Origin of the sequence: Microcystis sp. M090S1, assembly GCF_020246295.1 — a bacterium.
Lineage (GTDB): Bacteria > Cyanobacteriota > Cyanobacteriia > Cyanobacteriales > Microcystaceae > Microcystis > Microcystis aeruginosa.
The window spans coordinates 1-26,045 of the sequence record NZ_JADBTF010000059.1 but is presented as its reverse complement, the minus strand read 5'-3'; the positions used below and the strand labels follow the sequence as shown (position 1 = coordinate 26,045).

25 protein-coding genes and 4 pseudogenes are annotated in these 26,045 nt (G+C 42.4%); 9 read left to right on the top strand and 20 right to left on the bottom strand.

What is annotated here, in order from left to right; genetic code table 11:
* Positions 1-110, top strand: a pseudogene (locus tag IM477_RS02510) (IS1 family transposase); the annotation flags it as partial.
* 8 nt (positions 111-118) lie between these two features.
* Here the strand turns inward: IM477_RS02510 and IM477_RS02505 are convergent.
* The 11 genes and pseudogenes from IM477_RS02505 to IM477_RS02455 form a co-directional block, all read right to left on the bottom strand.
* Entirely contained in the window at positions 119-469 is a 351-nt protein-coding gene (locus IM477_RS02505; RefSeq protein WP_287730425.1) for a HepT-like ribonuclease domain-containing protein, read from the bottom strand.
* Entirely contained in the window at positions 466-759 is a 294-nt protein-coding gene (locus IM477_RS02500) for a nucleotidyltransferase family protein (protein ID WP_002763046.1), read from the bottom strand. Before IM477_RS02500 ends, IM477_RS02505 begins: the two co-directional genes overlap by 4 nt.
* Before the next feature lie 86 nt (positions 760-845).
* Positions 846-1,025 (bottom strand): annotated as a pseudogene (locus IM477_RS02495) (hypothetical protein).
* Between the two features lie 12 nt (positions 1,026-1,037).
* Entirely contained in the window at positions 1,038-1,382 is a 345-nt protein-coding gene (locus IM477_RS02490; protein ID WP_002798281.1) for a hypothetical protein, read from the bottom strand.
* Between the two features lie 8 nt (positions 1,383-1,390).
* Positions 1,391-1,738: a Tse2 family ADP-ribosyltransferase toxin gene (locus IM477_RS02485; RefSeq protein WP_149976572.1), complete on the bottom strand. Its 348-nt coding sequence runs from the start codon at positions 1,736-1,738 to the stop codon at positions 1,391-1,393.
* A 314-nt stretch (positions 1,739-2,052) separates the two neighbouring features.
* A complete protein-coding gene (locus tag IM477_RS02480; RefSeq protein WP_159248957.1) occupies positions 2,053-2,349 on the bottom strand; it encodes a type II toxin-antitoxin system HicB family antitoxin in 297 nt (98 codons plus the stop codon).
* Positions 2,350-2,360: 11 nt separating this feature from the next.
* The gene (locus tag IM477_RS02475; protein ID WP_002768607.1) at positions 2,361-2,549 is read right to left on the bottom strand and encodes a type II toxin-antitoxin system HicA family toxin; all 189 of its coding nucleotides are present in this window, start codon (positions 2,547-2,549) and stop codon (positions 2,361-2,363) included.
* Between the two features lie 17 nt (positions 2,550-2,566).
* Positions 2,567-5,503: a serine protease gene (locus IM477_RS02470; RefSeq protein ID WP_287730424.1), complete on the bottom strand. Its 2,937-nt coding sequence runs from the start codon at positions 5,501-5,503 to the stop codon at positions 2,567-2,569.
* Positions 5,504-5,734: 231 nt separating this feature from the next.
* Positions 5,735-8,197, bottom strand: coding sequence for a CHASE2 domain-containing protein (locus tag IM477_RS02465; protein WP_287730423.1), 2,463 nt, complete (start codon positions 8,195-8,197; stop codon positions 5,735-5,737).
* Between the two features lie 15 nt (positions 8,198-8,212).
* On the bottom strand, positions 8,213-9,340 hold the full coding sequence (locus IM477_RS02460; protein WP_287730422.1) for a DUF1822 family protein: 1,128 nt from the start codon (positions 9,338-9,340) through the stop codon (positions 8,213-8,215).
* A gap of 2 nt (positions 9,341-9,342) precedes the next feature.
* The gene (locus IM477_RS02455) at positions 9,343-10,590 is read right to left on the bottom strand and encodes an RNA polymerase subunit sigma-70 (RefSeq protein ID WP_287730421.1); all 1,248 of its coding nucleotides are present in this window, start codon (positions 10,588-10,590) and stop codon (positions 9,343-9,345) included.
* Between the two features lie 455 nt (positions 10,591-11,045).
* On the opposite strand from IM477_RS02455, the pseudogene IM477_RS02450 reads away from it, so the two are divergent.
* From IM477_RS02450 to IM477_RS02440, 3 genes and pseudogenes are all read left to right on the top strand, one after another.
* Positions 11,046-11,150 (top strand): annotated as a pseudogene (locus IM477_RS02450) (CU044_2847 family protein); the annotation flags it as partial.
* A 1-nt stretch (position 11,151) separates the two neighbouring features.
* The gene (locus IM477_RS02445) at positions 11,152-11,739 is read left to right on the top strand and encodes a Uma2 family endonuclease (RefSeq protein ID WP_287730420.1); all 588 of its coding nucleotides are present in this window, start codon (positions 11,152-11,154) and stop codon (positions 11,737-11,739) included.
* Entirely contained in the window at positions 11,739-11,894 is a 156-nt protein-coding gene (locus IM477_RS02440) for a hypothetical protein (protein WP_287730419.1), read from the top strand. The genes IM477_RS02445 and IM477_RS02440 overlap by 1 nt, the downstream gene beginning before the upstream one ends.
* 153 nt (positions 11,895-12,047) lie before the next feature.
* Here IM477_RS02440 and IM477_RS02435 read toward each other — a convergent pair whose 3' ends face one another.
* The 5 genes from IM477_RS02435 to IM477_RS02415 all read right to left on the bottom strand — a co-directional run bounded on the left by IM477_RS02435 (position 12,048) and on the right by IM477_RS02415 (position 14,683).
* Positions 12,048-12,389 carry a HepT-like ribonuclease domain-containing protein gene (locus tag IM477_RS02435; protein ID WP_287730418.1) on the bottom strand — a complete coding sequence of 114 codons (342 nt, stop codon included), beginning with the start codon at positions 12,387-12,389 and terminating at the stop codon, positions 12,048-12,050.
* Positions 12,386-12,679: a nucleotidyltransferase family protein gene (locus IM477_RS02430; protein ID WP_002733639.1), complete on the bottom strand. Its 294-nt coding sequence runs from the start codon at positions 12,677-12,679 to the stop codon at positions 12,386-12,388. Before IM477_RS02430 ends, IM477_RS02435 begins: the two co-directional genes overlap by 4 nt.
* Before the next feature lie 234 nt (positions 12,680-12,913).
* Entirely contained in the window at positions 12,914-13,924 is a 1,011-nt protein-coding gene (locus IM477_RS02425; protein ID WP_287730417.1) for a tetratricopeptide repeat protein, read from the bottom strand.
* A gap of 349 nt (positions 13,925-14,273) precedes the next feature.
* Positions 14,274-14,417 (bottom strand): putative toxin-antitoxin system toxin component, PIN family, encoded by a 144-nt coding sequence (locus tag IM477_RS02420; RefSeq protein ID WP_002796344.1) that lies wholly within the window; start codon positions 14,415-14,417, stop codon positions 14,274-14,276.
* A complete protein-coding gene (locus IM477_RS02415) occupies positions 14,414-14,683 on the bottom strand; it encodes a hypothetical protein (RefSeq protein ID WP_002796343.1) in 270 nt (89 codons plus the stop codon). The genes IM477_RS02420 and IM477_RS02415 overlap by 4 nt, the downstream gene beginning before the upstream one ends.
* Positions 14,684-14,973: 290 nt before the next feature.
* Here IM477_RS02415 and IM477_RS02410 point away from each other — a divergent pair, with 290 nt between their 5' ends.
* Entirely contained in the window at positions 14,974-15,483 is a 510-nt protein-coding gene (locus IM477_RS02410) for a hypothetical protein (protein WP_287730416.1), read from the top strand.
* A gap of 405 nt (positions 15,484-15,888) precedes the next feature.
* Here IM477_RS02410 and IM477_RS02405 read toward each other — a convergent pair whose 3' ends face one another.
* The 4 genes from IM477_RS02405 to petJ form a co-directional block, all read right to left on the bottom strand.
* Entirely contained in the window at positions 15,889-16,293 is a 405-nt protein-coding gene (locus IM477_RS02405; RefSeq protein ID WP_002796341.1) for an HNH endonuclease, read from the bottom strand.
* 147 nt (positions 16,294-16,440) lie between these two features.
* Complete coding sequence (locus tag IM477_RS02400; RefSeq protein WP_287730415.1) at positions 16,441-16,815, bottom strand: hypothetical protein; 375 nt, start codon at positions 16,813-16,815, stop codon at positions 16,441-16,443.
* Positions 16,816-17,114: 299 nt separating this feature from the next.
* Positions 17,115-18,794, bottom strand: a complete 1,680-nt coding sequence (locus tag IM477_RS02395; RefSeq protein ID WP_287730414.1) for a DUF3352 domain-containing protein — start codon at positions 18,792-18,794, stop codon at positions 17,115-17,117.
* Between the two features lie 116 nt (positions 18,795-18,910).
* Positions 18,911-19,231 (bottom strand): cytochrome c6 PetJ, encoded by a 321-nt coding sequence (gene petJ, locus IM477_RS02390; RefSeq protein WP_002796336.1) that lies wholly within the window; start codon positions 19,229-19,231, stop codon positions 18,911-18,913.
* A gap of 192 nt (positions 19,232-19,423) precedes the next feature.
* Between petJ and petE the strand changes: the two genes are divergently transcribed.
* From petE to IM477_RS02365, 4 genes and pseudogenes are all read left to right on the top strand, one after another.
* Positions 19,424-19,801, top strand: coding sequence for a plastocyanin (gene petE / locus IM477_RS02385; protein ID WP_287730413.1), 378 nt, complete (start codon positions 19,424-19,426; stop codon positions 19,799-19,801).
* Positions 19,802-20,174: 373 nt separating this feature from the next.
* Positions 20,175-21,032: pseudogene (locus tag IM477_RS02375) on the top strand (IS110 family RNA-guided transposase); the annotation flags it as partial.
* A 308-nt stretch (positions 21,033-21,340) separates the two neighbouring features.
* The gene (locus IM477_RS02370) at positions 21,341-22,105 is read left to right on the top strand and encodes a hypothetical protein (RefSeq protein WP_287730410.1); all 765 of its coding nucleotides are present in this window, start codon (positions 21,341-21,343) and stop codon (positions 22,103-22,105) included.
* Positions 22,106-22,321: 216 nt separating this feature from the next.
* Positions 22,322-26,045, top strand: a 3,724-nt coding sequence (locus tag IM477_RS02365) for a hypothetical protein (RefSeq protein WP_287730409.1), incomplete at its 3' end; no start/stop codon positions are given.

The window sequence follows — 26,045 nt, the reverse complement described above, 5'->3', positions numbered from 1 at the left end:
GATTGCATCGCCAAACACTCTGCTATTCTAAGTCTACAGAAATGTTAGGATACTCTATTCGTTTATTAATTCATTATCTGAAGTTTCAAGAAGTGCCTATTCCTTACTGATTCATAGCTTAATTCAGCAACGCCTTGACTGATTCTAGATGCCTTAAAATCTGTTCTTTCAAATCATCCAAATAATTCTCTACCACCTCCCAAACTGTATTAAGGTCAATTCCCCCTAAATAATCATGTACTAAAATATTCCTAAAACCAGAAATATTACGCCAGTCAACATTGGGAATATTTGCCTTTAATTCCTCCGAAAGCCTTTGAGTTGATTCTGCCAAAGTTTGTAAGCGTCTAATGATAGCATCGCTGATCATTGAATTAGCAAAAAACTCCTGTTTTCCTCCTTGGGAATAGTCCTTAATTTTATCAATACAGTCTAAAATGTATTCAAGATAAACTCGATCTTCATTCATAACTTAATTGCCTCCTTTAAGATTCGCTGTTTAATTAGATGATGAAGGCTTTTTTCAGTTACTACATCCACTTTACACCCTAAGAGAGCCTCTAAATCAACTAATAATCCACCGGGAAACCAAGGGGATGTTTTAGCTAAATCATAATCAATTAAAAAATCAATATCACTATTTTCGGTTTCCTCTCCTCTAGCAACGGAACCAAATACACGCACATTAAAAGCACCATGTTTGGTGGCAATTTTTAGGATATCCTCTCGTTTGTCTTGTATGAGTTGTTTTAAGGTCATAAAATAACATCCCTCCCGAAGGTTTTTAATGAACAATTAACAGACTAGACTAGAAAAAACTAAATACTGATAACTCACCCCCCCACTTATTGCCCTAATTGCTGCAAAAATTGCATCACCTTTTCATCAGTTGCCATATTATTCTGTTGGTGGAATAATATAGCTGCTTGTTATAGATCAATTTTTGCTTTTTCGGTTTGTTTTAATTTGGCATATAAAAGACCACGACTACGGACTTTATGAACGGTGGCTAAATAAGTAATCATTGATTTCTCATTTCAGGTTCGCATTAGATTATATTCTTCGCGGATTGATGAAGTTAGAGATTCCAATAAGATTAATTTTTCCTCAATTGACAGGTTTTTTCCTTGTTTAATTAATGTTTGTAAAGGCATTTTTTTTAAATCAAATTCAGGCACAAGTAGAGCCAATTCTTGTGTTTGTTGATTTTGTAAGTCAGTAATTAATTCTTGTAAAAATAGAGAATCATTACTTAAGTCCGAAATTTCATCTTCATAGTTTTCGAGAGCTTCTATTTGTTGAATACGGTCACTATAATTTTTGAGAAGGGATTCGAGAGCTTCGATAATAAATTGGATGTCTTTAAATGATAGAGTTTTCATAGTTTACCTCAACTTACACGATAAAAAAATTCACCAATTACCCTTAAAGCGTGTTGATAGGTTTCTATTGACATGGGAAATAAGGGTTTCCATAACCAGTGATTACCTCGATCATTAATTAATTCTAGCTCACTGGGAATAGAAATTCCCCGATCTAGTTTCCACCAGTTGTTTCCTATTCCCTGAACGGAAAAGGTCGAAATTCCCCCCGGTGTTTGTCCATCGACAAGGGTTTCTTTTACCCATATTTGCCCATTATTTTCATAGATAGCAATATCTTTGTTAGGACGAACATGATCCATTCTGGGAGATGTAGCATTACCTCTACGGTATAAATCAACGGGTGTTTTTATCATTTGTCACCTCCCTAATTTGCGTAAAAGTTGCATCACCTCTTCATAAGCAGCCATATTATTCTGTTGGCGGAATAATATAGCCGCTTGTTATAGATCAATTTTGGCTTTTTTGGTTTGTTTTAATCTGGCATATAAAACACCACGACTACGGATTATAGTAATCATAGCAATTATCGTCGATTGGGTTGACGTAAGGAAACCCAAAAAAAAGATTCAGACGGATTTAGATTTTGGCTGTTGGGTTTCGCTTTCCCTGAGAATTGAGAGGTTTTCCTTAACATATTTATTCGCTCAACCCAAGCTAGGGACTGCACCTAGTTTTTTACACACAATTCCTGATGGTTTAAAATAGCTTCTGATACCTCAATGAGTAGAAAAGCGATCGCATCTTGATGATCCGCGTCGGTTAAAATGGTTTCGAGGGTGCTAGGGGTGGGAATTTCGTCCCCATCTGCCAACATAAAGGAAATATGACCTTTTAAGGCTTCAGTTGCCATTTTTTTCGCTTCTTCGATGGTTTCTCCTGCACTAATACAACCCGGAAAGTCATAAAATTGTACCCCATAATCACTATGTTTATCTTTATGAACGGTGGCTAAATAAGTAATCATTGATTTCTCCTTTATCGTAATTTAATACCGGCTTGTTTTTCGATACTGATTAGGGTTTTAAGGGGAATATCCTTTTTAGGGTGAGGAACAGTCACTTTCCCTTTTTTATGGGGATGTTTAAAATGATGATGACTTCCTGTTGTACCTACTTGATACCATCCCTCATCCTTCAGTTTTTTGATAATTTCTCGACTTTCCATAATTGATGATTTCTATTTCACCCCCCTAATTGTTGTAAAATCTGCATCACCTCTTCATAAGTTGCCATATTATTCTGTTGGAGGAATAATATAGCTGCTTGTTGTAGATCAATTTTTGCTTTTTCGGTTTGTTTTAATTCGGCATATAAAAGACCACGATTGTTGTAAGCCAAAGCATAATTAGGATTAATGTCAATAGCTTTGTTGAAGTCAGCTAAAGCTAATTCGTATTTTTGTTGATGTCTGTAAAGATACCCACGATTGTTGTAAGCCATAGCTAACTTAGAATCAAGTTCAATAGCTTTGTTCCAGTCAGCTAAAGCTAATTCGTATTTTTGTTGGTTATAGTAAATACCCCCCCGGTTGAGGTAAGCCATAGCTAACTTAGAATCAAGTTCAATAGCTTTGTTGAAGTCAGCTAATGCTAATTCGTATTTTTGTTGGTTATAGTAAAGAAGCCCCCGATTGTTGTAAGCCTCAGCTAAATTAGGATTAATTTCAATAGCTTTGTTGAAGTCAGCTAAAGCTAATTCGTATTTTTGTTGGTTATAGTAAATACCCCCCCGGTTGAGGTAAGCCTCAGCTAAATTAGGATTAATTTCAATAGCTTTGTTGAAGTCAGCTAAAGCTAATTCGTATTTTTGTTGGTTATAGTAAATACCCCCCCGATTGTTGTAAGCCAAAGCAAAATTAGGATTAATTTCAATAGCTTTGCTGTAGTCAGCTAATGCTAATTCGTATTTTTGTTGGTTATAGTAAAGATTCCCCCGATTGTAGTAAGCCAAAGCATAATTAGGATTAAGTTCAATGGCTTTGTTGAAGTCATCTAATGCTAAATCGTATTTTTGTTGGTTATGGTAAACAAGCCCCCGATTGCCATACCAAGCAGCACGGGGAGCGAGCTCAATTGCCTGAGTAATTGCGGCTAATCCCTCATCATAGCGTTTTAATTCACTTAATACTACATATTTCTCGTTATAGTGATTGGGGTTATTGGGAAACAGAGAAATCGCCTGATTAATCACCGTTAAGGCTTGCTCATAATTTTCTAAATAGCGATAAACAACACTTTGCTTTTGTAAAATACTACTGTGAAACTTCTTTAAATCTTCCCGTTTAGGTAAGGTATTAATCGCTTGTTGCAAAGCTTCTATAGCTGGTTGATCTTTACCTAACTCACCTAACGCTAATCCCTTCCCATACCAAGCTAAATAGACATTATCGGGGTCATTTTGCTTAATCGCTTCATCAAAGGCTTTAATTGCTTTCTCAAACCTCCGTAACCGCCATAATTGTCCTCCCCTTTGTATCCAAATATCCGCCTTCGCATTGGTATTAGGAACAATAACACCAATAGTAATCGCTATAAAAATTTCTAGTTTTTGTTGCTGGCTAACTTGGGGTTGAGCAGTGGTTAATAATTGCGGTTTTACCTTGAATCTTTCTTGCAATCCGATAAAAGTGCTAATGGTAATTCCTAAACTATACCCTAACTGAATTTTCCCTCCCCCTGCTCCTTCTGAACGTCCATGAATCCCTATTACTCTCCCCTGAGAGTCTAAGACTGCACCGCCACTCATGCCCCCAAATGTGATGCTGGTATAAACTAATTCATAGCCTCCGGTTAAAGAAGCAACACTTTGTAATGTTCCACTTTGTTGCGTGCTTAAGTCACTTTGGCGGGTTTCTAGTAATCCCTGTTCTTTCTCGTTAATTCTACCGCCACTAAACAACCATTTCGAGGGATTGTCGCCAATTTTGGGGAAGCCTGCGGCAAAAACAAAATCATCGGTATTTGGGTTATAATTCGCTATTTCCGCAACGGGATAATTGTCCAGGCTTTCAAACTGAAAAACTGCTAAATCTACCCCTTTCTGCCGGATGATGGTGCTTTTCTCGATGTTTCGAGTTTTGCCGTCCCTGGTGACGACGGTGTAGGTGTAATCAGCACAGCTGTCGGTGCGTGCCATTTCTCCGCAAAGGACGTGATCGGCGGTTAGGACGGTGTAAATATTCCCTTCTTTAGCGATAATTACGCCACTTCCATTGGCAATTACGCCACTTCCATTGGCTGTACTGCTACTATCAATCCGCACGGTGAAACCCTTCGCTTTCGCTTCTAATTCGGCGATATAGTCAGTAGGGGCGGTGGTTTCTATATCGGGGTTCACCTGCGGTAGGGGTAGGTTATAGGCGCTGAGGATTTCGGGACGGATGTAGGTTAATAGGGTATGAAGGAGAATGCCCCAATTAACCGCTCTCATCTGTTGGATTTCTGCGTCTGTGGGTTTTGTACCGTCTTCGTAGATGTAGTTAGAGAGAATCGGATGGGACGATCGCCCGTTAATACCGATTAAATCCCGCTCGACAAAAATGCCGCCGCCACTCATTCCCTGCACGATATCGCCACTATAACCGACGCTGTAGCCATCCCGGAGGGGTCGATCGCTCACCTGTTCGAGGGTTCCCTTTGTCGTCCGATACTGTCCCGTTTCGGCAACATATCCCGCGGCCACCACTTCTAAACCGATCCTGTTTTGATTGATGGTAAACTTCGCGATGGTGGCGATCGCATAGTCCCGGGTATCGCTAAACTCCAGCAGAGCGAGATCTTGATTCTCCGATAGGGAATTGGGGACAATGCGGGCCGCACGGCTGTGGCCGTCGTAAGTTTGTACCTGTAGGGTTTTCGCGCTGCGGGTAACGTGGGCGTTGGTTAGGATAAGGTAATTATCGCCTTTTTTAGCGATAATCGTCCCTGATCCCCGATTTGTCTCGCTAGTAATCCGAACGGTGACTCGTTGTAGGAATTGCTCCTCGGTAAGCTCCCGATCGCCCTGTGCCGTCAGAATGGGATGATTAGAAATATTTCCGGCAGCCGGGGTGATAAGGGTTAACCCGGGTTGAGGCAGTAGGGAGAAAAGAAGGATGAGGGCGATCGAAGGTTTGATCATTGTTGTTACCTAGGGTTTGCTGAATAAATGTGAAATGTAGGCAAGGTAAGAGTTTTGTCGTTTTTCTCGTGAAACAGGTGCAAGATTTTGAGAGAATCGTGCCTCAAAACCTTGCGTCTTCATCGGCCCGGGTCCTGTAGGGGCGAAGCATTCGGGCAATAACCTATCGGTGAAACCGGAGATTTTCTATCCGAATGCTTCGCCCGTACTTTTTCAGCAAGCCTTACCTTGCTATTTTAAGTAGTAAGAACGAAGAAAAAAGAAGATACCGGAGGTGGTGAGAAGTGCGATCGCTGGGGGAATAATCGGAACCCAGAGACCGAAATAACTAAAGAGAAGCCAACCGATACCAGTAAGGGAAATCACAGCGATCGCCACTGTCAAAAGTACCGTTTTTACCCGAAGAAAACGCCACGTTAATAATCCCCCCACCAGGGACCAACCCAGCACCCAGAAAGCCTCCTGTAGGGGATTCCAAAAAGCGATCGAGGTACGTTTTCCTGTCATTGTATCGAGAATTTGACTGACTGCGTGCGCGTGCAAATAAACCCCCGGAATTGCTTCCGATGGGTTGCGACTAAAGGGGGTTAAAAAATCATCAATCCCGGGTTCTGTTACTCCAATCAGGACAATTTTTTCCCGGACTGATTCGGAATTAAAACCCGGATCTAAAACCTGTCGGAGAGATTTTTTCGGAGCAATTTTTATGATTGCATCGATGCCATTATCGGCGATTCGACGGTAAGCGAGCATAACTTGACGGCCGGATCGGGTATCGGATTGACTGGTTCTGTAGGGGCCGCGGTTGGATTGTAGCCAGTCCCCGAGATGAGTATCCCCGATATTAATTTCTAGAATTCCCCGCTGCAGTTTATTGCAGTCAAAATCTTGATTCTGGGATTCTAGATATCGTTTGGCAATTAGGAGACTAAAACTAGGAGCATAATCTTTAAAATTACAGGACATTGAGTCAACTTTGGCCAAAGAATCCGGGGGAAGACAGGGAGAGGTGGGATCGAGTTTTGCCTGATATAAAAAACGACGAATTCGGGGAACTCCAGCAATGGTTTCGTCTGGGACTATGTTACTAAAACCACTCTGATTTTTTGGCAGTTCCGGGGGTGGGGGAAATCCGTCCGGTTGCGGGTAATTATTAAACTTACAAATCGAGATAAAATTAGGAGTATTTTGTAATTGTTTGGCTAGGGGTGGATAATCTTGACTGGCAGCGATGGGACGGAGGATATCTAAGGCGATAATTTGCGGTTCGTAGGGCAGTAATTTATTTAAAAGCTGCGATAATGCTTCTCCTGCGAGGGAACGTTTTCGATCGCTTCCTGGTATTGTTGGTCTTTTCATACCCATGCGATCTTGATAGGCCCAATCTTGGCGATCAATGGTAATAATTAATAATCTTTCGTCGGGTTTATCTTTGGGTTTTAGTTGCATCAGACGATCATAAATATTTAATTCTAAGGGTTCTAAAATTCCTGTTTCTCTTATTGCCAAGACTGTCATCGTTACGGCTAAACCTAAACCGAAAGTTAGAGCAAATCGTCGCCAATTTTGTTGTTTTTGAGGGGAGTTACTGAAACTATGCCAAGTGGGGGGTTCTTCGGTGGGATTGGGGCAAACTACGGGCAGCCAACTGGCACAGGGATAGTCTTTTTCCCAGTCATCGTGCAGATTTTTTTGGGCTTCATGTACGGCGCTATAGAGAGATTTATTATTGGTAAAAGCGGTTAAAAAGTATTGCAGAAATTTGGGAGAAACAGGATCGGGTAATTTCTCGCGCATAAAGATTAGATGGGGTAATGCCATCCCTTTTTCCCGTGATAGTTGTTGTGCCAAACCGATACCATCACAGGAGTTAAATATCGCTAACTTTAACCCGTTTTTAGTGGCTTCTCCCAGAGAAAAGCTAAAATCAGCTATCTTTAATTTATGAGTTTCTGTTAGTTGAATTTCGCAATCTTGCCCATCTTCTGTACTGGCACTATGACCGCTAAAAAAGAGGATATTCCAAGTTTCTTGACGCAATAACTGATTTAATTTTTGCGGGTGAGGGGCTTTTTCCCAGATAATTTCGGCTCCTGCTTTTCCCGCAATATCGTCTAAAGTTTTGCGATCTTCTTCGAGAAATCTTAAGTCGGTGGCATAGCCTAAAATGGCTAAAATCCGAATTTTTTCATGATTTCTTAATTGTCTGGTTAAGGTATCGTATTCCGAGACAATAATGGCTATATCTGCGCCAGTATTTTGGAGGATTTCCCATTTTTCCCAGGGGAATCTTTGCAGCCAAATATTATCGGTTTGTAACCAGATACGAAAGTTATTGCCAGAGCGCAGAATTGCGGTTTTGATCGGTTCAAATTCTGGGCTATTATTCAACCATTTGTTTAAGTTATCCTCAAATAATTTGGCTTTTTCTTGGCAGTTTTTAAAAACTAAACTCTGCTGAGAACTATTGGTAATTTGTTGGGGATTGCTATCTTTTAAGACTTTAAAAAATCCCTCTAATTCACTATAGTGACGTTGCCATTGACGGTAAAGAGTTAATAACTCTAAATTAGCTGGTAGCCTTGCTTTGATCACAGTTTGGGGACGAGAATTAAGATCGGGACGAATTTCTAATTTTACTTTAAATCCCCGATCAAATGTGCCATCTAGTTCGAGAGTTAAGAGTTTAATCATTAAGTTTTTCCTCGCTTATACTTGTAAATATTCGGTGACTCTTGCCGATTCTAAAGCCACTTCAATGAAGAATTTATCCCCCAATTCAGCATCAAATCGATAACGAATAAATTCATCGTTATCTGTGGCAATTACTTCTCGAAAAACCTGACCAGTTTCGGTGAGAATAGTTAATTTTAAATGGGGGGGTAAAGTGCTTGTTTCTCCGGTGGGGTAAACAGTCGCTTGCAGGCTAAATATTTCTTCAATTTTAGCGATAGTAATCATCAAAGCGAGGGGATTTCCCAGTAATTCTACTCCTAAATCTTTGATGCGTTTAATTTCTGTATTTTTGAAAGCTGGAACCAGTGACAGTGAGCTAAAATCGAGGATACTTTGCCAATCAATGGGGAAATTATCGGCAAACCAATTGGTTAACTTGACGGGGGATTTTTGCCGACGGGTAATTAAAATTTTTCTCCAGTTACTATTGACGATAACTGCTGCCCATTCCTGAAAAGTAACGGCTTTTCTGGGAAAGATTAACTGAGGATTAGCTAAGATGTCTAGTAAGGTTGTCAATCTATCTAAAGATAGTTTTTCTTCCATCTTTTCCGGTTCAATCTTAACTGGTTGTAATTGACACTCTCCCCATAAATCTAAAGAATCTGATCCTGATTGCAGTTGATTTCTCGGTAGAGAGTAGTTAAGATTACGCTTAATATATTGTCCTTTTTCCTTAATATCTTTATGGGTAGTATAACCCCAAATTCTCAGATAACTTTCGGCAGTGTTTACCTGTACCGCTAGATAATAATCACCAATTAATTGAGGAATATCTACCCATTCTTGAGGAATTTCGATCGCTTCTAGATCCAGAGTTTCGCTGGCAATAACTATTACTGAATTTTTGCCTAATTTAACGGTAAAACCATTAACTCCTAGTTGCCAGAAATCCTCTTGATTTTCTACTAAGCTAACCCCTGTAATCCCTGACTGTAGATAGTTAAAAATAACTTGTTGACAGAGATAATTAATATAAAATCTCTGACGAATACTGGCATCAGTAAAACTGGCACTTTTTGCCCAACTTATCTCTTGAATATCTGCGGGTATTTCTAGCCAAATGCTATCAGGAGTTAGTTCTAACCAATCATTAACCATAATTAATCCTCCTGAGTTGTTGCGCTGGTTTGATAGTAGTATGTTAGCCATGGTTCTATTGCTTTACTAATAACTTCTCTATCGTGAGACTGGGAAGGAATATGCAGGTTTTCGCTGGCCCAGGGTAAAAACTTTTTAGCGAGGTGACGATAAACTTTATCCAGTTCCCTAGAAACCTGATATTGTTTGATAACCACCGTGGTGATTTCTGTAATCTTAGCGGCAATTGCCACTTGTCCCAACCCCAACCCATAAGTCATCTCTAGAATTAACTGAATTTGCGGATGCAGTTTTGCCTGTTGCGGCTGCTGACAAATCTGTGAAATTTCTGCCCCTAACCAAGCTAGAATTTTTTGGTGGTTTTGTTGCGACTCGCGAAAATTTTCCGCCGCTTCTAATTGCTGCCAAGGGGTATCATGGAGAGTATCTTCGATCATTTCCTCCCTCGTGCTACTTTCCTCACCCCCTAAAGGTTGCTGTAGAGAAATTGTTTTTCCTTGGGGAAATAAATAATCAAAAATAGCTTGTCCCGCATCCTCTAACCATCGGTTAATTGTCGCAGAATTGATTTTGATGGTAGAGTGGCTATCCGAGTTATAAGCAGCGGCGATTTTTTGCCAGATTTCTGGACTAGGTTCCTGAATTTTACCATCGGTTTTTATTTTTGCCTGGGCATAAATTTCTTTATAGTAATCCCAAGCTAAAAGGTAATTTTCGAGAGTTTCCCCCACTAATCCCCTCGCCCGGAGAGCTTGGCTGAGACGCGCTCCGGTAGAATTAAGTAGTAGGCTCCAAGTATTATGGCCGAATGCTTGACTAATCTGACGGATGCGATCGATTAAGCGATATTTAATCCTCTGAGTGGCAAAATTATCGAAGCGAGTAGAGAATAAAGGCTTAAAGTCAGCTAAGATAGCCTCAAAATCAAGAATTCCTTCGTTAAAGTAGTCTTCGATCTGATAATCTAGTTTAGCTTGATATTTTTGATAGATTTCGGCAGCAGCCCAGTAGCAAGGTTCCTGCAAATAAGCGTATAAATGCCCACGAAAAAGATGATTTTTGGAACCGTGATTCTGATACTGTTGCTGAAAGAATAGAGACCAATATTCCTCTGAATCGACATTAGGATCGATTGGGCCATAGCTTTCCATGTTACGACGCAAACGCCGATCGCAATTCCATTCTGTCCTATTTTGCCGCAAAACTAAAAAGCAACAAAACTTCTCCAGCAAAGTCTCTCGTTTTTTCATCTAGCTAGTCCCCGTGGAGGTCAACTAAACTCTCTATCGTTCCACTTCGAGATTTTATGCAGTATTATAGCAGTTATCTTAATGGTGAGGTACAAATTTTTCGTTTTGAGGAGTCGAGAGTCTGGGGAGTCAGGAGTGAGGAGACGATTGTGCAAACGTTTGTATTAATTTAAGAGTCACTGATAACTAGGGTTTGCTGAAAAAGTTTGTTGGTGGGGTTAGGAGTCATACTAAATCCGGTTATTAAAGAATGATTATTTATTCTCCCTTTTGCCTATTGCAAGAGTGCATGAGTGCCTGTCCTGATATGTAGCATAAAGGGATTGGGGTAGATTCGGCTAATCTAAAAATAAGCGATTTAAATACGTCTTAGCTGACAATTATTATTAACTTCGATCAAACAGGGAGTTTCCCAAGTAAGTCCACTCCGTAAGGTTACTTGAGAATTTGGCTTACAAGTTGGGGGTGAAACGGGGATTCCTTTAGTGACAAAAGGTTCAGCACAAGCTAATATTAAGGTTGCTATTGAATGGGAATTTAACCAAGATAAGGGAGGTTAGTATGCAAGTTCAAATCGAAAAACGGTATTATACACCCGAAGAATATTGTCAGCTAGAAGAAACAGCAGCATACAAAAATGAATATCTAGATGGAGAAATTATTCCTATGACGGGAGCAACAACCAATCATAATCTAATTGCTGGTAATTTTTATAAAAATTTTCCGACTAAGATTAACAATGAAGATTATTGGGCTTTTATGAGTGATGTACGGTTATGGATGCCAATATATTGCTTTTATACTTATCCTGATGTAATGGTGATTAAAGGCAAACCATTATATGAAGGAAAAGGCACAAATACTGTAACTAATGCGTTAATTATTGTCGAGGTTTTATCAAAATCAACCAGAGATTATGACCGCACTGATAAGTTTAAGTTTTATCGCTCAATTCCTGACTTTAAGGAATATATTTTGATTGATCAATACCGTTATTATGTGGAACAATTTTATCAACAAAATAATGGAGAATGGTTGTTTAAAGCATCTGAATCAGAGAATGATGTTTTAAGGTTTCATTCTGTGGATTTCCAAATTTCATTGCTGGATATTTATCAACGAATTGATTTTAATTTAAGTGAAGAATAATGATTAAATCCCATCTCAATTATCTACCAACATCAGTTAATATTGCGATTCTCAAGATCAAGAAGGAAACCCAACAAAAAAATAAGAGGATCGAAATAGCGATCGCCCTTTTCAAATCCTATAGTAATCATAGCAATTATCGTCCGTTGGGTTGAACCAAGGAAACCCAACTATAGACGAAAGGAACCCCAACAAAAAGATTCAGACAGATTTAGGTGTTGGGTGTTGGGTTTCGCTTTCCCTGAGAATTGAGAGGTTTTCTTTAACCTATTTATTCGCTCAACCCAACCTACAAAATTAGACTGTGATTAAGTATTGACTGATTCTAGATGCCTGAAAATCTGTTCTCTTAAATTATCCAAATAATTCTCTACCACATCCCAAACTGTATTAAGGTCAATTCCACCTAAATAATCATGTACTAAAATATTCCTAAAACCAGAAATATTACGCCAGTCAACATCGGGAATATTTGCCTTTAATTCCTCCGAAAGCCGCTGAGTTGATTCTGCCAAGGTTTGTAAGCGTCTAATGATAGCATCGCTGATCATTGAATTAGCAAAAAACTCCTGTTTTCCTCCTTGGAAATACTCCTTAATTTTATCAATACAGTCTAAAATATATCCAAGATAAACTTGATCTTCATTCATAACTTAATTGCCTCCTTTAAGATTCGCTGTTTAATTAGATGATGAAGGCTTTTTTCAGTTACTACATCCACTTTACACCCTAAGAGATCCTCTAAATCAACTAATAATCCACCGGGAAACCAAGGGGATGTTTTAGCTAAATCATAATCAATTAAAAAATCAATATCACTATTTTCGGTTTCCTCACCTCTAGCAACGGAACCAAATACACGCACATTAAAAGCACCATGTTTGGTGGCAATTTTTAGGATATCCTCTCGTTTGTCTTGTATGAGTTGTTTTAGGGTCATAAAATAACATCCATCCCGAAGGTTTTTAATGAACAATTAACAGACTAGACTAGAAAAAACTAAATACTGATAACAATTATCGTCGCTTGGGTTGACCCAAGGAAACCCAACAAAAGGTCATGAGAAGCGATCGCTGATTCAGACGGATTTAGGTGTTGGGTGTTGGGTTTCCCTTTCCCCTAAAATTGAGAGGTTTTCTTTAACCTATTGATTCGCTCAACCCAAGAAAAAGAACTAGACCGCACCTAATTGCCGTAGGAATTCCATAACCGCTTCATAGGCCGCTGCGTTTCCTTGCTGGCGGAACAGTTCGGCGGCTTGTCGGAAATCTCCGATCGCTTTTTCCGTTTCTTGTCGAGAGTAATAAAGAACCCCCCGATTGGCGTAAGCCAGGGCCAATTGGGGATTAATGTTGATCGCCTGATTGTAATCGGACAGGGCGAGGTCGGGTTTCCCCTGTTGGTAGTAATAAAGATTCCCGCGATTGTAGTAAGCCCCAGCGAATCGGGGATTAATATTGATCGCCTGATTGTAATCGGACAGGGCGAGGTCGGGTTTCCCCTGTATGGCGTAAAGAATCCCCCGATTGACGTAAGCCTCGGCGTATCGGGGATTAATGTTGATCGCCTGATTGTAATCGAACAGGGCGAGGTCGGGTTTCCCCTGTTCATCGTAAAGAACCCCCCGATTGAGGTAAGCCTCGGCGAATCGGGGATTAATGTTGATCGCCTGATTGTAATCGGACAGGGCGAGGTCTGGTTTCCCCTGTATGGCGTAAAGAATCCCCCGATTGTAGTAAGCCCCAGCCAATCGGGGATTAATGTTGATTACCTGATTGTAATCGGACAGGGCGAGGTCTGGTTTCCCCTGTTCGCCGTAAAGAATCCCCCGATTGTAGTAAGCTTCGGCGTCTCGGGGATTAATGTTGATTACCTGATTGAAATCGGACAGGGCGAGGTCGGGTTTCCCCTGTTGTTTGTAAAGAAACCCGCGATTGAGGTAAGCCTCGGCGTATCGGGGATTAATGTTGATCGCTTTGGTGAATTCAGCGAGGGCGAGATCGTATTTTTCCTGTTGGATGTAGTCAATTCCCCGGTTAAAGTAGCCGATCGCGTCTTGATTGTTCCCTTGAGCGATCCGGGTTTCGGCTGGTTGTCGGCTCTCTAGCGCCATGACGGGGCGAACAGTCGCGAGGGTGGAAAGGCTGATTAGGCTGACGGTGGTAAGAAGGGCAAAGGATTTCATGGCTAGTTCCTCACTGGGGATGATTTTAAATTCTACTTAGGGTTGGCTGAATATCGGTGTAAATCCTGCTAAAAAAGGTTTTTGGGCTAAAAAAGCCTAAAAATATTATCCAACAAGGTTTTTAGATTTATTCAGCAACCCCTACTTAATTCATAGGCTGCTTTTTTGGGAATATGCAGAATAGGCTTTTTTGTCTAAAAAGCACTAGGCTACTACTATCTAAAGTAATTAGATAGTAGTAAGAGCGATCACTTTTTTTAAATCCTACAGTAATCATAGCAATTATTGTCGGTCAAACTTATCTTTTATCTTGGTGTAAATCGTCAATTAATTACCTTACTCCTCTTCTCTACTCATTAAAGTAGCGACTAAGAAATTCTTGGGGAGTAATGATGGTAATTCTTTGATTTTTAGCTAATTTAAGGATTTTACCCGGAACTCCTCCCCACAACAATCCTGAAATCCAAACATTGACATCTACAACAACTTTCATGAGTTGGCGCGTCTAATTTGGCGAGCTTCTTTAATCATCTGGCTAATCTCAGCTAGAGTCGGTTGATTGGGGTCTGGTTCCATTGCTTCTAGTCGCTCAAAGAATTGCTCTAGATTGACTTTATCTTGATGAACTTTTTTGAGAATGATGGAGTCTTCCGTCAGGGAAATCATGTATTTATCTCCTGGGTTGAGGCGGGTTTGAACTTCAGGAGGAAGTTCGAGGTTTCCTTCTCGATTGATTTGTATGAGTAGCTCTTTGGTCATCGGCTTCAAAATAAACTTTATTAACTTTAGCTGTTAAACAGACTTTATAAATAATCTGATCAAGTTAATTATATATATTTTAGCGAATTTTTCAAGCTAGGGCTTGCTACCTTGGAATCTAATCCTGGAATTGATGGCGCTCGGCGATTCGCGTCTGGAGAGGTAATGTTTCTCCCTCTACATTTATACTACCCCAAGAGAGTCCTTCCACAGAATCAATACCACTGGCTACTTGATAACCACCCCCTGAACGCTTAAGATGAGATTATGAGTGATTCGGAGAAAAAAATATGTCAGGATACTACGATGACTGTTTTGACCACATTACTGATCCTGTTCAACGGAATTCTGTTCGCCAGCAATGGTTACAGATGGTTGACGGAGGTTTATCTATTGCCGATGCTAGGATGCTACTAGATAAGTACCCAGATTTTCGGTTTGTGATTGGTCGGTGGATTTCCACGAAGCCTGAAAGTCTCGGTTTTGGTGATAATACAATAGACAGGTTAAAAGAGTTTGTTGCTACTTTGCCTGAGTTTAAAGATGTATTTGATAAGTATGTTTCTCAACTTGTTTCATCAGATCAGTATCGACAGGGGGAACTTAAAAAACTTGCAACCATATTTCCTCAGTTTAAACAAGTGGCTGAACAGCGTATAAAAGAGAATGAAGAAGAAAGAAGAAAAGCAAATGAAAAACGGAGAAAAGATGACGAACTAAGAATAATAGAACTGATGAGCGAACAAAACAAAAGAGAAGAAGCAGGACGATGGTATACTGATAAGCTGTTAAGCATTTAAATTGCTTGTTGAGACGAGGCAAGAGGCAAGAGGCAAGAGGCAACAGTAAAGGGATTGGGGGAGATTCGGCTAATCTTAAGAATAAGTGCTTTAAATGCGTCTTAGCTTACACCATACTAGCCGTAGTGGACTGTTTCAGCTAATTTGGTGTATTAGAAAAATGCCATAAATTCTATAATCTAAGACTTTAAGCCGAAATCTATTGCCCTATTTTAGCTGAAACAGTCCACTACACGCTAACTCAAGCAAATCTCGATTATCTACAAGAATCAGTTGATATTGCGATTCTCAAGATTAAGAAGGAAACCGAGCAAAAAGTAATGAGAGGGTTGTTTTAAGTTTGTATCTGTGCTACTTTTAAAAGTGGTTTTATCATATTTTTTCTGGTTTATTTAGCTTAACTTTTCAAGGGAAAACACCTAGAATATACCATATTTTTCTGGCACTAATTTGTAAAGTAGAGTTGATGCTTAATACTTCTACTGTTACTCTACCTATTGGCGTTTTTCCTGCGATTTCAAAAGTTTTATTATCGACAAGAAAATGTTCTTCCCATTTGTCTATACGAGGATTAAATAAGCGAAATACTTTTTCTGTCACTGGATCAATTCCCTCAATACGAGCTAATTTATGAAGATTGCAAATACGACATGATAGAGCTAAATTTTCTGGTTTATCTTCCCCTTTTTTAGAGAGGGGAACAATGTGATCTACTTCAAAAGCAAGATTAAAAATAATCTCTGGTGCATGACAATATTCACATCTATGTTTTGCCCTTTTCGCAACGAGAGTATATTGGGGATGGGTCATTTCAGTTATCAGTTATCAGTTATTAGTCATAAGTTGTCAGTAATTACTACCTGAAGTCGATAGCTTTAAATCAGTTGAAATCAGAAAAATTTTAATTTTTGTTCCCTTGAAAAGAGATGCTTGTTACCTTTTGCTCTTGATTATAAATTAATCATTATCTTGAATCTGTTTGATGATTCTTTTTCCTCTTTGAATACTTGCTTGTAATTCTGTCTCAATTAAAGCTGTTAATTCTTGCTGTTTTATCGCAGAAAATTCAGTCTCAGAAGCTAGAGATTGATGAAATTCTTCCATCAGTTCTTGTAAACGTTCTTGTTGCTGTTTGGTGAATAAATTATCAGGACGGAAACGCTGTAAAATCACTAATGTCTCACCCATATTTTCACCTTCAGCAATTAAACTTGTTTCCATAAGATCCAGTGCTTGACCTGGAGTCAAACCACTTGTTTCTTGGTTGCCACAAATTGCTTTATATGTCAAGGTTTTTCCTGCAAATTCTGGAACAATTGTGATAGTAGTCATGGTTTAAACAGTAAAGCGAATTTTGCAAGCTCATCCAAAATAATTTGGCTTTTCCATACTTGTTATGCACTTTAACATACTAACCGTAGGTTGGGTTGAGCAATAATAACTTTTGTCTGTCAAATATTAGCGACGCTTGAGCGAAACCCAACCACACCAATGTCGTTAAGAATGTTGGGTTTACCTCAAACCATTGAATCGAGCAGTTTTCTCCTAAGTATTAAATCGCTCAACCCAACCTACAAGCTTCTATCTGATAACTGATAACTGATAACTGATAACTGATAACTGATAACTGATTAAGACTTCACTCCCAAGTTAAAGAAAATCGTTCCCCGACGCACAGAATTTTCACTACCTTGGCTGCTAATAGTAAGAGAACGCAGATTATTAAATAAAGGCTTAATCGATAATTCTAACACCCGCACGATCGGGAATTTTGCCTCGATTACCGGTTGCAATTGTCGCCAATCGACGTAAAAATAACCATCATTTTCTGCGGGTAAAGCAGTAATTGCCTGTCGAAACTTACCACTACTTAAGATGGGGTTTTTCTGTGCAGATAAAGCTAAACCCATCGCTTCCACAGAACTAGCGATAATTTCATAATTATCGACCCTAGTATGCACTCCCGTCACGAGCGTTTCTAGTTGCGCTTTTCCCCCCGGGACCGCCGTGGTTAACTTTGTCCAAGCTGTCACCGTTCGATCGAGTAAAGGCAGATTAACCACATTATAGCCGCGACTGCGGGCCAACTCATCCAAATGAGAGATCGCACTGTCCACCTCTACCCCCATCACCCGTTCCCCTACAAAAACACTATCGGGTTCCATCCCCTTTGAACTAGGCACGAGAGCGAGGCTATATTCGCCTCTAACCCAGCTAAAAACGTCTTCAGGCAAATTTAAACCTAAAGGCGACTGGAAGCGGTTTAAGACCTGTGTTATTAATTCCTGTAGGGGACTATCTGCTTCTAACCCCTCCTCTACCTGAGTCCAAAAACGATTTAAATCGCGACTAGCGGCGACTAAAAGGCTATTTTCGCCGATAAAAGATAATGCTCCCACGGGACTAGATAAAATTGGTGCTTGGTCATCCTGTCCTAAGACTCCAATTAAGGCGGTTTGAGCGACTATTCCCCCGGATTTGAGGGTAAAAGCCGTGGCTAATCGTTGTTTCGCTTCGGGACTCTCCGGGACGGGTTGATTAGCGATCCAAGCCGATAACGGAGGTAAATTGCCGTAAACTATAGCTATACGCGGTTCGGTGATATTTTTGAGAGCTTCTCGGTAATCAGGGCTATTTTTTAGGTTTAAATCCGGTACTTGCACGTTATTAAGTGCCTCGCGCAAAACCTTGATATTATTGGCAAAAAGCACCGTATCACCCACCACGGCACTAGCGAGAAAACGATTATTATCTCCCGCGGTCAAGGGACGTTGATAAATGAGGTTAACTCCCTTGTAGAGTTCAAAAACGAGGTCAAATTTGCCCGAAACCGCCTGTTTTGAGTAGGAAGCTTGCAGAAATTCCTTAGCGCGTTCACCATCTTTACTTTGAATTGCCAAAAGATAACCCGGTTGGATACCATTATCGGTATCGCGATCGAAATCTAGGGAAGTAACAGCGAGGGTAATTTCCTCCCCTAACCAGGGTTTGATTTCCTTTTGATAATTTAACCCCGTTTTACCGAGCAGACTTTTTTCTAAATCCTTAATTTCTTGGTGGGAACGTCGTCGATTAGCCGGTGTAGCGATTAATTGACCAAAAGACTCTAAACGTTCGGGATTGACCAACAAGGATACCATAACCGGGGCCTGTTTCGGCACAAAAATCGCCGCCGTCGGTTCCCGCATTACCCCACCTTTGAGCAAAGACAGAGGACTATCGGCGAGAATCCAAGCAAAACTGGCTGTAGCGACTCCTAGGAGAATGATTACCGTCGCACCTAAAAGATAGAAAAATGATCGCAATTTCACAACCTTGTCCCGAGATGAACCATTAGCTATTTTAAGCCAGCAAATGACCCAAGAATTTCGATCGCTACAATTCTTACCAGACTGACAACGGATAACTCGCCACCGATAACTAATTTTTACCAGCCTTTTTCCGCTTGAGCGAGGACATAATTAGCTACAGTTTCGATATCTTCAGCGCTGAGACGACCACCGAAAGCAGGCATCGCCCCCATACCTTTGGTAACTTGGGTAACGATAGCTTCAACGGAATCTTTGCCGTATTTAACTAAATCTTCTTTTTTCAGGGTTTTAGCGGCATTAACCACGTTTTTACCGCCCATGTGGCAGGAAGCGCAGTTAGCACTGAAAATCGAAGCCCCATCAGCTAAAGCGGGACGAGCCATACCGAATGTAACCACAGCCAAGAGCAAGCACAGGGAAATTAATAATCTTTTCACGATTGGTTCTCCTCTATTTCTCAAGAAATTCCCCAACCATCGTCAGAAAAAACCGGTTTTCTTGTCAAAAGACAAGCTGTCAAACTTCGTGTAGAATTAATCAATGGGACAGTTAAAAGCAAACTTTTACTTTTTTGTCAAAAGACAGGCTGTCAAACTTGTCATCTTCCCTCGTGTAAAGGATTAACAAGCATGAAAAAATTAGGTTTATTGTTCGCTACCGTGGCGCTAGTCCTCTCTAGCTTCTTCTTCAACACTGCCGCCGCTGCCGCGGAAACCTTCACGGTGAAGATGGGCGGTGATGCAGGTACACTACAATTTGATCCCCCCACCCTCACTATTAAAGCAGGAGATACGGTGAAATGGGTCAATAACAAACTTTCTCCCCATAACATAGTTTTTGATAGTGCCAAAGTTCCCGAAGCCCAAGCTGCTAAATTATCCCATAAAGGTCTGGCTTTTTCCGCCGGGGAGTCCTTTGAAAGCACTTTCAGCGAACTAGGTACTTACACCTACTACTGCGAACCCCATCGCGGTGCCGGTATGGTCGGAACGATTACCGTTCAGTAATTATCCGATTTTAGCCAAAAATAACTCGCGGTTAACTGCCGCGGGTTGTTTTTTTGGGAATTATGAAGACTTTTCAGTTATCAGTAAACAGTAAACAGTAATCAGTGAGGTTCTTCAGGGCGTTGGGTTTCATGCTTCAACCCAACCTTGTATATTGAGAGAAGTGGTAGACCGTCCCAACCTTGGTCAGAAAAGACCGCTTCGTAGCAAGGGTCACCACCATAATCTCCCTGACAAAACTCGAACAGTCGCCGGGGTCGTCGCGAAAACAATCAATTGTTAAGCTAACAGACCGTATCGGGCAAGGATGAGTAAAATCAAGGGGATGCTCTCCAAAGTAACCATCAATCCCGCCAATTTCTCAGGTTTAATCGAGGAGGACATATCTAAACTGGTCGAAACCCTAAAATCCTACACTGTCAACCTCATCGTTCTGGAAGCGACAGGAGGTTGAGAAACTGAACTGGTGATTCAATTACAAGCAGCGGGTTTACCGGTCGCCTTAATCAATCCCCGTCAAGGAAGAGACTTTGCTAAAGCCACTGGTAAGTTAGCCAAAACCGATGCCATTGACGCTCAGATTTTAGCTCATTTTGGCGAGGCAATGCAACCGCCAATATTAGCGGTTGAGTCGGAAGAATCTCGTCAATTGGGCGACTTAATTAGTCGTCGCCGACAACTTGTCGAGATGCGGACTGCCGAAAAAAACCGACGGGAACGCGCTCGCGGTAAAGCTTTGGTCGATATCGAAGCCCATCTTGAGTATCTCGATAACTGCCTCGAAAAACTCAATCAAGAAATTGAGGAATTGACCCAAGCTAACCAACAATGGCTCGAGAAAGTTAATTTACTCAAAACCGTGCCGGGGATTGGTCAAGTAATTTCCACTACTCTCGTCTCCGACTTACCAGAACTCGGTCAATTAACCGCCAAACAAATCTCTCGCTTGGTCGGTGTTGCGCCGATTAATCCTGATAGTGGTCAACATAAAGGTAAGCGGATGATTCAGGGAGGTCGCGCTCAGATTCGGGCGACTCTTTACATGGGAGCGGTGGTGGCTATGCGTCATAATCCGGTGATTAAAGCCTTTTACGAAGGCCTAGTCGGACGCGGTAAATCAAAAAAACTGGCTCTGACTGCTTGTGTGCGGAAAATCTTAGTTATTCTTAATGCAATGGTTCGCCAAAATCAGCCTTGGCAGCTTCCTGACAATTTACAGCCTTGTTCCTAGAGATTCACACTTTTTGTTATCTCTAATCAAGGGTTGCGCTTGCTTTGGTTTAACCTGAGCATCTTAGCTTTTGCTGCGCTTTTTTCCGGCTTGAGATTTTGAGTTTTACGGCAACTGCTTGAGTTTTTTTGAATTACCCCTTGACCATCAAGACAGTCGCTACACTATACTCGTTGTCAAACAGCCAAGTTATGGTTCACAATTGTGCCATTTTATGGGTAAATTCACAAAGTGTCACAACCGTTAGTGAAACTTGATCAATCTTTTTCTAACATAAAAGAAAGAGAAATAAAAATGGGGTGATTGAGATGTTTTTAAGCTATCTAGGATTTATCGGATTTTGTGTGATTTTTGGAGCCTTAGTCTTACTAGCTTTTGGAATTTTACAATGGTTGCACATCCCGTCAGGAAATTTAATCGATTGGTTGATTGGGATCGCCAGTTTTTGGTGGTTGTTAGTGATTGTGACTGTTCCTTGGAACATTTATTTTGATGCCCAGGAAGTCATCGCAGAAGCAGCAATTTCTCAAGAAAAAAATATTCCCGTAGATCGGAAACAAGTTGATTATGTTAAGACAGTAGCGCGTTGGTCAATTCGGCTCGCAATCGCCTTACATTTGCTGTCAGGAATTGGACTTTATACCTTAGCAGCAACGGGAATTAGTGCAGTAGGATATGTGAGTTCCGGTGCAACTTTATTATTGACAGCTTTACGTCCGGCGATTCGGGCTTATCAATATTTAGCCGTGCGTTTGTCAATGATTCGAGAACAGATTAAGTATCCCAGAGAGGATGTAGTAGAGTTGCGCGTTTGCGTCTCTAATTTAGAGGCTAATGTGGCAATAATTAGGGAAAAACTCGATACAGAAGCAAATATACAGCAACAAGAAGTCAAAATAACTCGCCAAGAATTAGCCCGTCTGAAAGCCTTACTAGAAAAATTAGAAGCTAAAAATCAGGTTGAACATGAAACCTTATCTCAGGAAGCACAAAATGCGATCGCACAACTGACAGAAGACAGTCAATTTCTCAATCAAGTACGAGAGATTATTCGCTTTTTCAAGACAGCTTAGATGAGATTAATTTCTTAAGAGATCTAACCAAGGCTGAAACCCTTACTGTTCCCTGTTCCCTTGTCTCCACAGTTAACTTTAACTTTACCTTTAAGTGGTCGGACAAAAGTAAAGTTAACCGTGGGAGTCAGGAGTCAGGAGTCAGCAAGAATTGCCAGAATTACATTTCTTAAGACAGACGAGAGAATTTATGTCCGACTACTTATCTGATTACTTATGTCCTTTCAAGAGAAGCGAATCATCCCAATAGAAATCGTCAATCCCAACTCGCCAGCCGAACTTTTACTAGCTCTCAATCAATGGCTAGAATTAGAGTTGATTGCCGACAAAAGACTAGAATTAGCAATAAATGCGAGAGAAAATTCAGTTCAAGAAACCCTCGCTCTGACAATAACCACCAGCGTCCCTATATCTAACTTTTTAGAAGGTTTGGGGCAATGGCAGGAGCGAGGCTGGCTGACTGCTTCTCAAATCCGGGTTGTTATAAGAGTGAGAGCTTCCCATCCCTGTCTACTACAAGGTTTAGAACAATGGCTCCAATTAGGATTACTTGGGGAATCTCAAGTCAAGCAACTGTGTCGGGAAAACCTCTCCTGTGTCATGCCTATACTGACAACTGCCCCTACCAGAGAGCCGCTGCCAGACCCCATCTCCTCCCAGCAGACTCCCCCACCCGCGCTACCTTCTCGACGGCCAGAAGCTCCCCGTAGAATCCCGCCACAGCCGCCAACATCTCCTCGACGGCAGGAAACTCCCAGCCAGTTTGGACAAATGTTACAGTCTCTGATGGCAGAATTGAGCGTCCTCTGGCTGCTGCTGTTGGGAGTCTTCATGGTGGTCATCTCCTCTGGTGTCCTCGCCGCCAACTTTTGGGAAAAATTCTCAAGCGCCGGACAGTATGGGGTTTTGTGGCTTTATACTTTAGCTTTTTGGGGAGCCAGTTTTTGGAGTAGCCAACAGCCGGGCCTGCGCCTGACCAGTCAAGCTTTGCGCCTGGTTACCCTGTTGCTAGTACCGATGAATTTTCTGGCCATGGATAGCTTGGGCTTGTGGCGCAACCCACTAGACTGGTTGATTGTGGTAGTGGCTGCCCTTTCCCTTACCGCCGTAACAGTTCAACTATTCCGGGGGAGGTACGGGGGAACTGGCCCGGCAGGATTTTCTCAAAGTCTGCCGAATCACTTGGGATTGAGCTATCTGCATTGGGGATGGGCAATTGGGGGTTTTCCCTTGCTGGCAACTTACTTGGGAGTGGTGGGAACAACTTTGATCTCCCTTTCCCGTGTTCCTGAAGGAGCCGGACAAGAAGCAGCATCAAGGAGAGAAAGATTAGCCCCTTTTAGCTTAAATGAGGCAATTGTCGTCTATGGGCTGGTTATCCTGCTGGTGCGGGCAATTTTTATCGCTCAGGTAGAGATTAGCCAATTGGGGCTGGCTGTGGGGATTTGCGGCTGGTTAGCCAGTTGGCAGACCAGACAATCTGTTTCCTTGTGGCAGCGTATCGGCGGTAGCTTGCTGCTGCTAGGTTGGTTACTGTCGGTGGGTGAAACACCCTGGCAAGCCCTAGCAGTGAGTGGTTTATCACTCCTGTTTTTTGCCCGACGCATCGGTTACTCCTGGCGGAAGTTCGACTTGGCAGCAGCCTTGCTGATTGGGTTGCAGGGGTTGTGGCTGGCTTGGCGCTTACTTCCAGATACTTTCAGGCAAGGGGCAATCGCCTTGGGGACTGGTTTAACTGGCGCTGAAGCTACCCCTTGGGCGTTACTAAGCTTAGTGCTCTTTCCTTACCTAGTCTTAATCCTATTCCTGAGAGATTGGTTCTCCCAATTGGGCAAGCGGGAATTAGCCTCTTTTACCGGCTCGATAGCCTTGTTCTGGGGAACAACCTTGACCTTTTGCTCCTTAGTCAATCCTGCCTTGAGGACGCTCAACTTGGCAGCTTCAACCCTGGCGTTAGTAATTTTCAGCCAACGGCAAGTCAAACTAGCTTCCCTTCAAGAGATTTCCCGCCGTTTTCTCTCCCTGGCCTATCTCACTCACCTAGCTGGCTTGCTCACCCTAATTTTGGCGATTGACTGGGGATGGCCAAGGTTGAGTTGGGCAGTTTGGGGCGTGATTTTAATCATGCTGGCGGTGCTGGAATTGGCATTCAGCGTGAAACAGCCCTTTCCTCCTACTTCCTTGCTCCATCTCCTACACCACACAACTTGGAAGCTGGGACTAATCTTGGCAGGGCTATCCTATGGCTTGTTTGTCCTCAATCAGGTGGCAGTTTTCGCCCAGTTGACCTCTGTGTTGGAGCGCCCGCTTATGGGGCTAGAGTGGGGCTTAGTCTGGGGTTTGGCTCCCCTGGCCCTGACTGGGGTGGGAACTTGGAATCTGGCTCGGCGGGAAGTTGCCAGTTGGTTGAGTATAGACGCTTTAGCCCTGTGGCAGTGGCTTATCTTAACAGCCCGACCCCCGCAAGGGTTGGAACCAGGAATTGCCTCAATTAGCTTAGGGATAGCTACAGGATTGATGTTCGTCAATAGCCGTAACTTAGAGCAGGTAGCAGCAGCAGCGATTACCGTAGGTTTTGGCTTGAGTTGGCTGGCACTGTCTTTGTGGGATGGCAGTTTTGGTTGGGCATTGCGGCAAGAAGCAAGCTGGCTGTTGGCAGGGGTAATTACTGCGACAAGCTTGTGGATTCTCCGCCAATGCTTAAGGGCATTACCGAATAATTTGGCGAGAATTTATGCCCAGGTTAGCGATGGTTGGGCAACTTGCCTCTCGCTCCTGATGTTATTGGCGCTTTCTGGCAATGTCCTTAATTCTCCAGACGGTAGAGAAGCGATCGCCACTTGGCTGCTGATGGGGGCGACAGCTTATCGCAGTTGGCAGCCCTCGCGCCAACCTAACCTAGTCATTTGGTTGAGCATCTCAGTCCTGCTAGTTGCCCAAATTCCCACCTGGGTAGGGGAAGAAACTCGTCTCGTCACCCTGGCGATCGCCACTGGGTTGATGTTCTTTCAGACTCATCGCCTACAAAAATTAGCAGCGGCTGCCATCACGGTAGGCTTGTCCTTGGGCTTGAGCGTTGCCTTACTAGAGAGATTGCCTCTCCCTGGATTAGATTGGCTGTTGGCGGGGGCAATCGCCCTTATCCCCCTCTGGCTGTTGCGCTATTGGTTGAGCCAGCGTACTTCTGCACTTGCTCTCCTCTATGCCCGCGCCTGCGATGGCTGGGCAATCACCCTCTGTAGTCTGGAGTTGTCGATTCTGGTAGCTAACACCTCGATAGTGCAGGAGCCTTTCCGTACTCTCCTCTTGTCGCTCTTGCTTATGGGAGCAACCGCCTATCGCAGTTGGCAACCTCCCCGTTTTCCCTCAGCAATCTGGTTGAGTATTGCCACCTTATCCCTAGTCCAGTTGCCCTTGCTAGGGCTGACAGGGTACAGGCTAATCGGCTTAGGAATAGCAACTGGGTTGATGCTGGTTCATGCCTATTATTTACAACAAGGGGCGGCAGTTACCCTTACCATCGGCTTCGCTCTGGCTTTGTGGGGAATTTGCCTGTGGGATGGTTGGGCGGGATGGGCCTTGCGTTCAATTGACGGCTGGTTGCTGGCAGTTGCCTTGCTCATAGCTGTCCTCTGGATGCTGCGAAGTTGGTTCTTGCGCCGCCAGAGCCAACTTGCCGCCCTCTATACCCAGTCCCTCGATGGCTGGGCAATTGCCCTCTGTAGTCTGGAGTTAGTCGCCCTGACTCTCCATTCTCTAGCCGTTTACTCGGATTGGATGGCGGCCTCGATCCTTCCTGTCCTAGCGGCTGCCCTGACTTTAGGGGCGATCGCCTATCGAAGCTACCTCGATCCGAGTAACTGGGGCATCTACGGGGTAGGCTGGAGCTTGGAACTGTTCACCATCGAAGTTCTCAACCTAACTAAGCAGTCTTTAATTG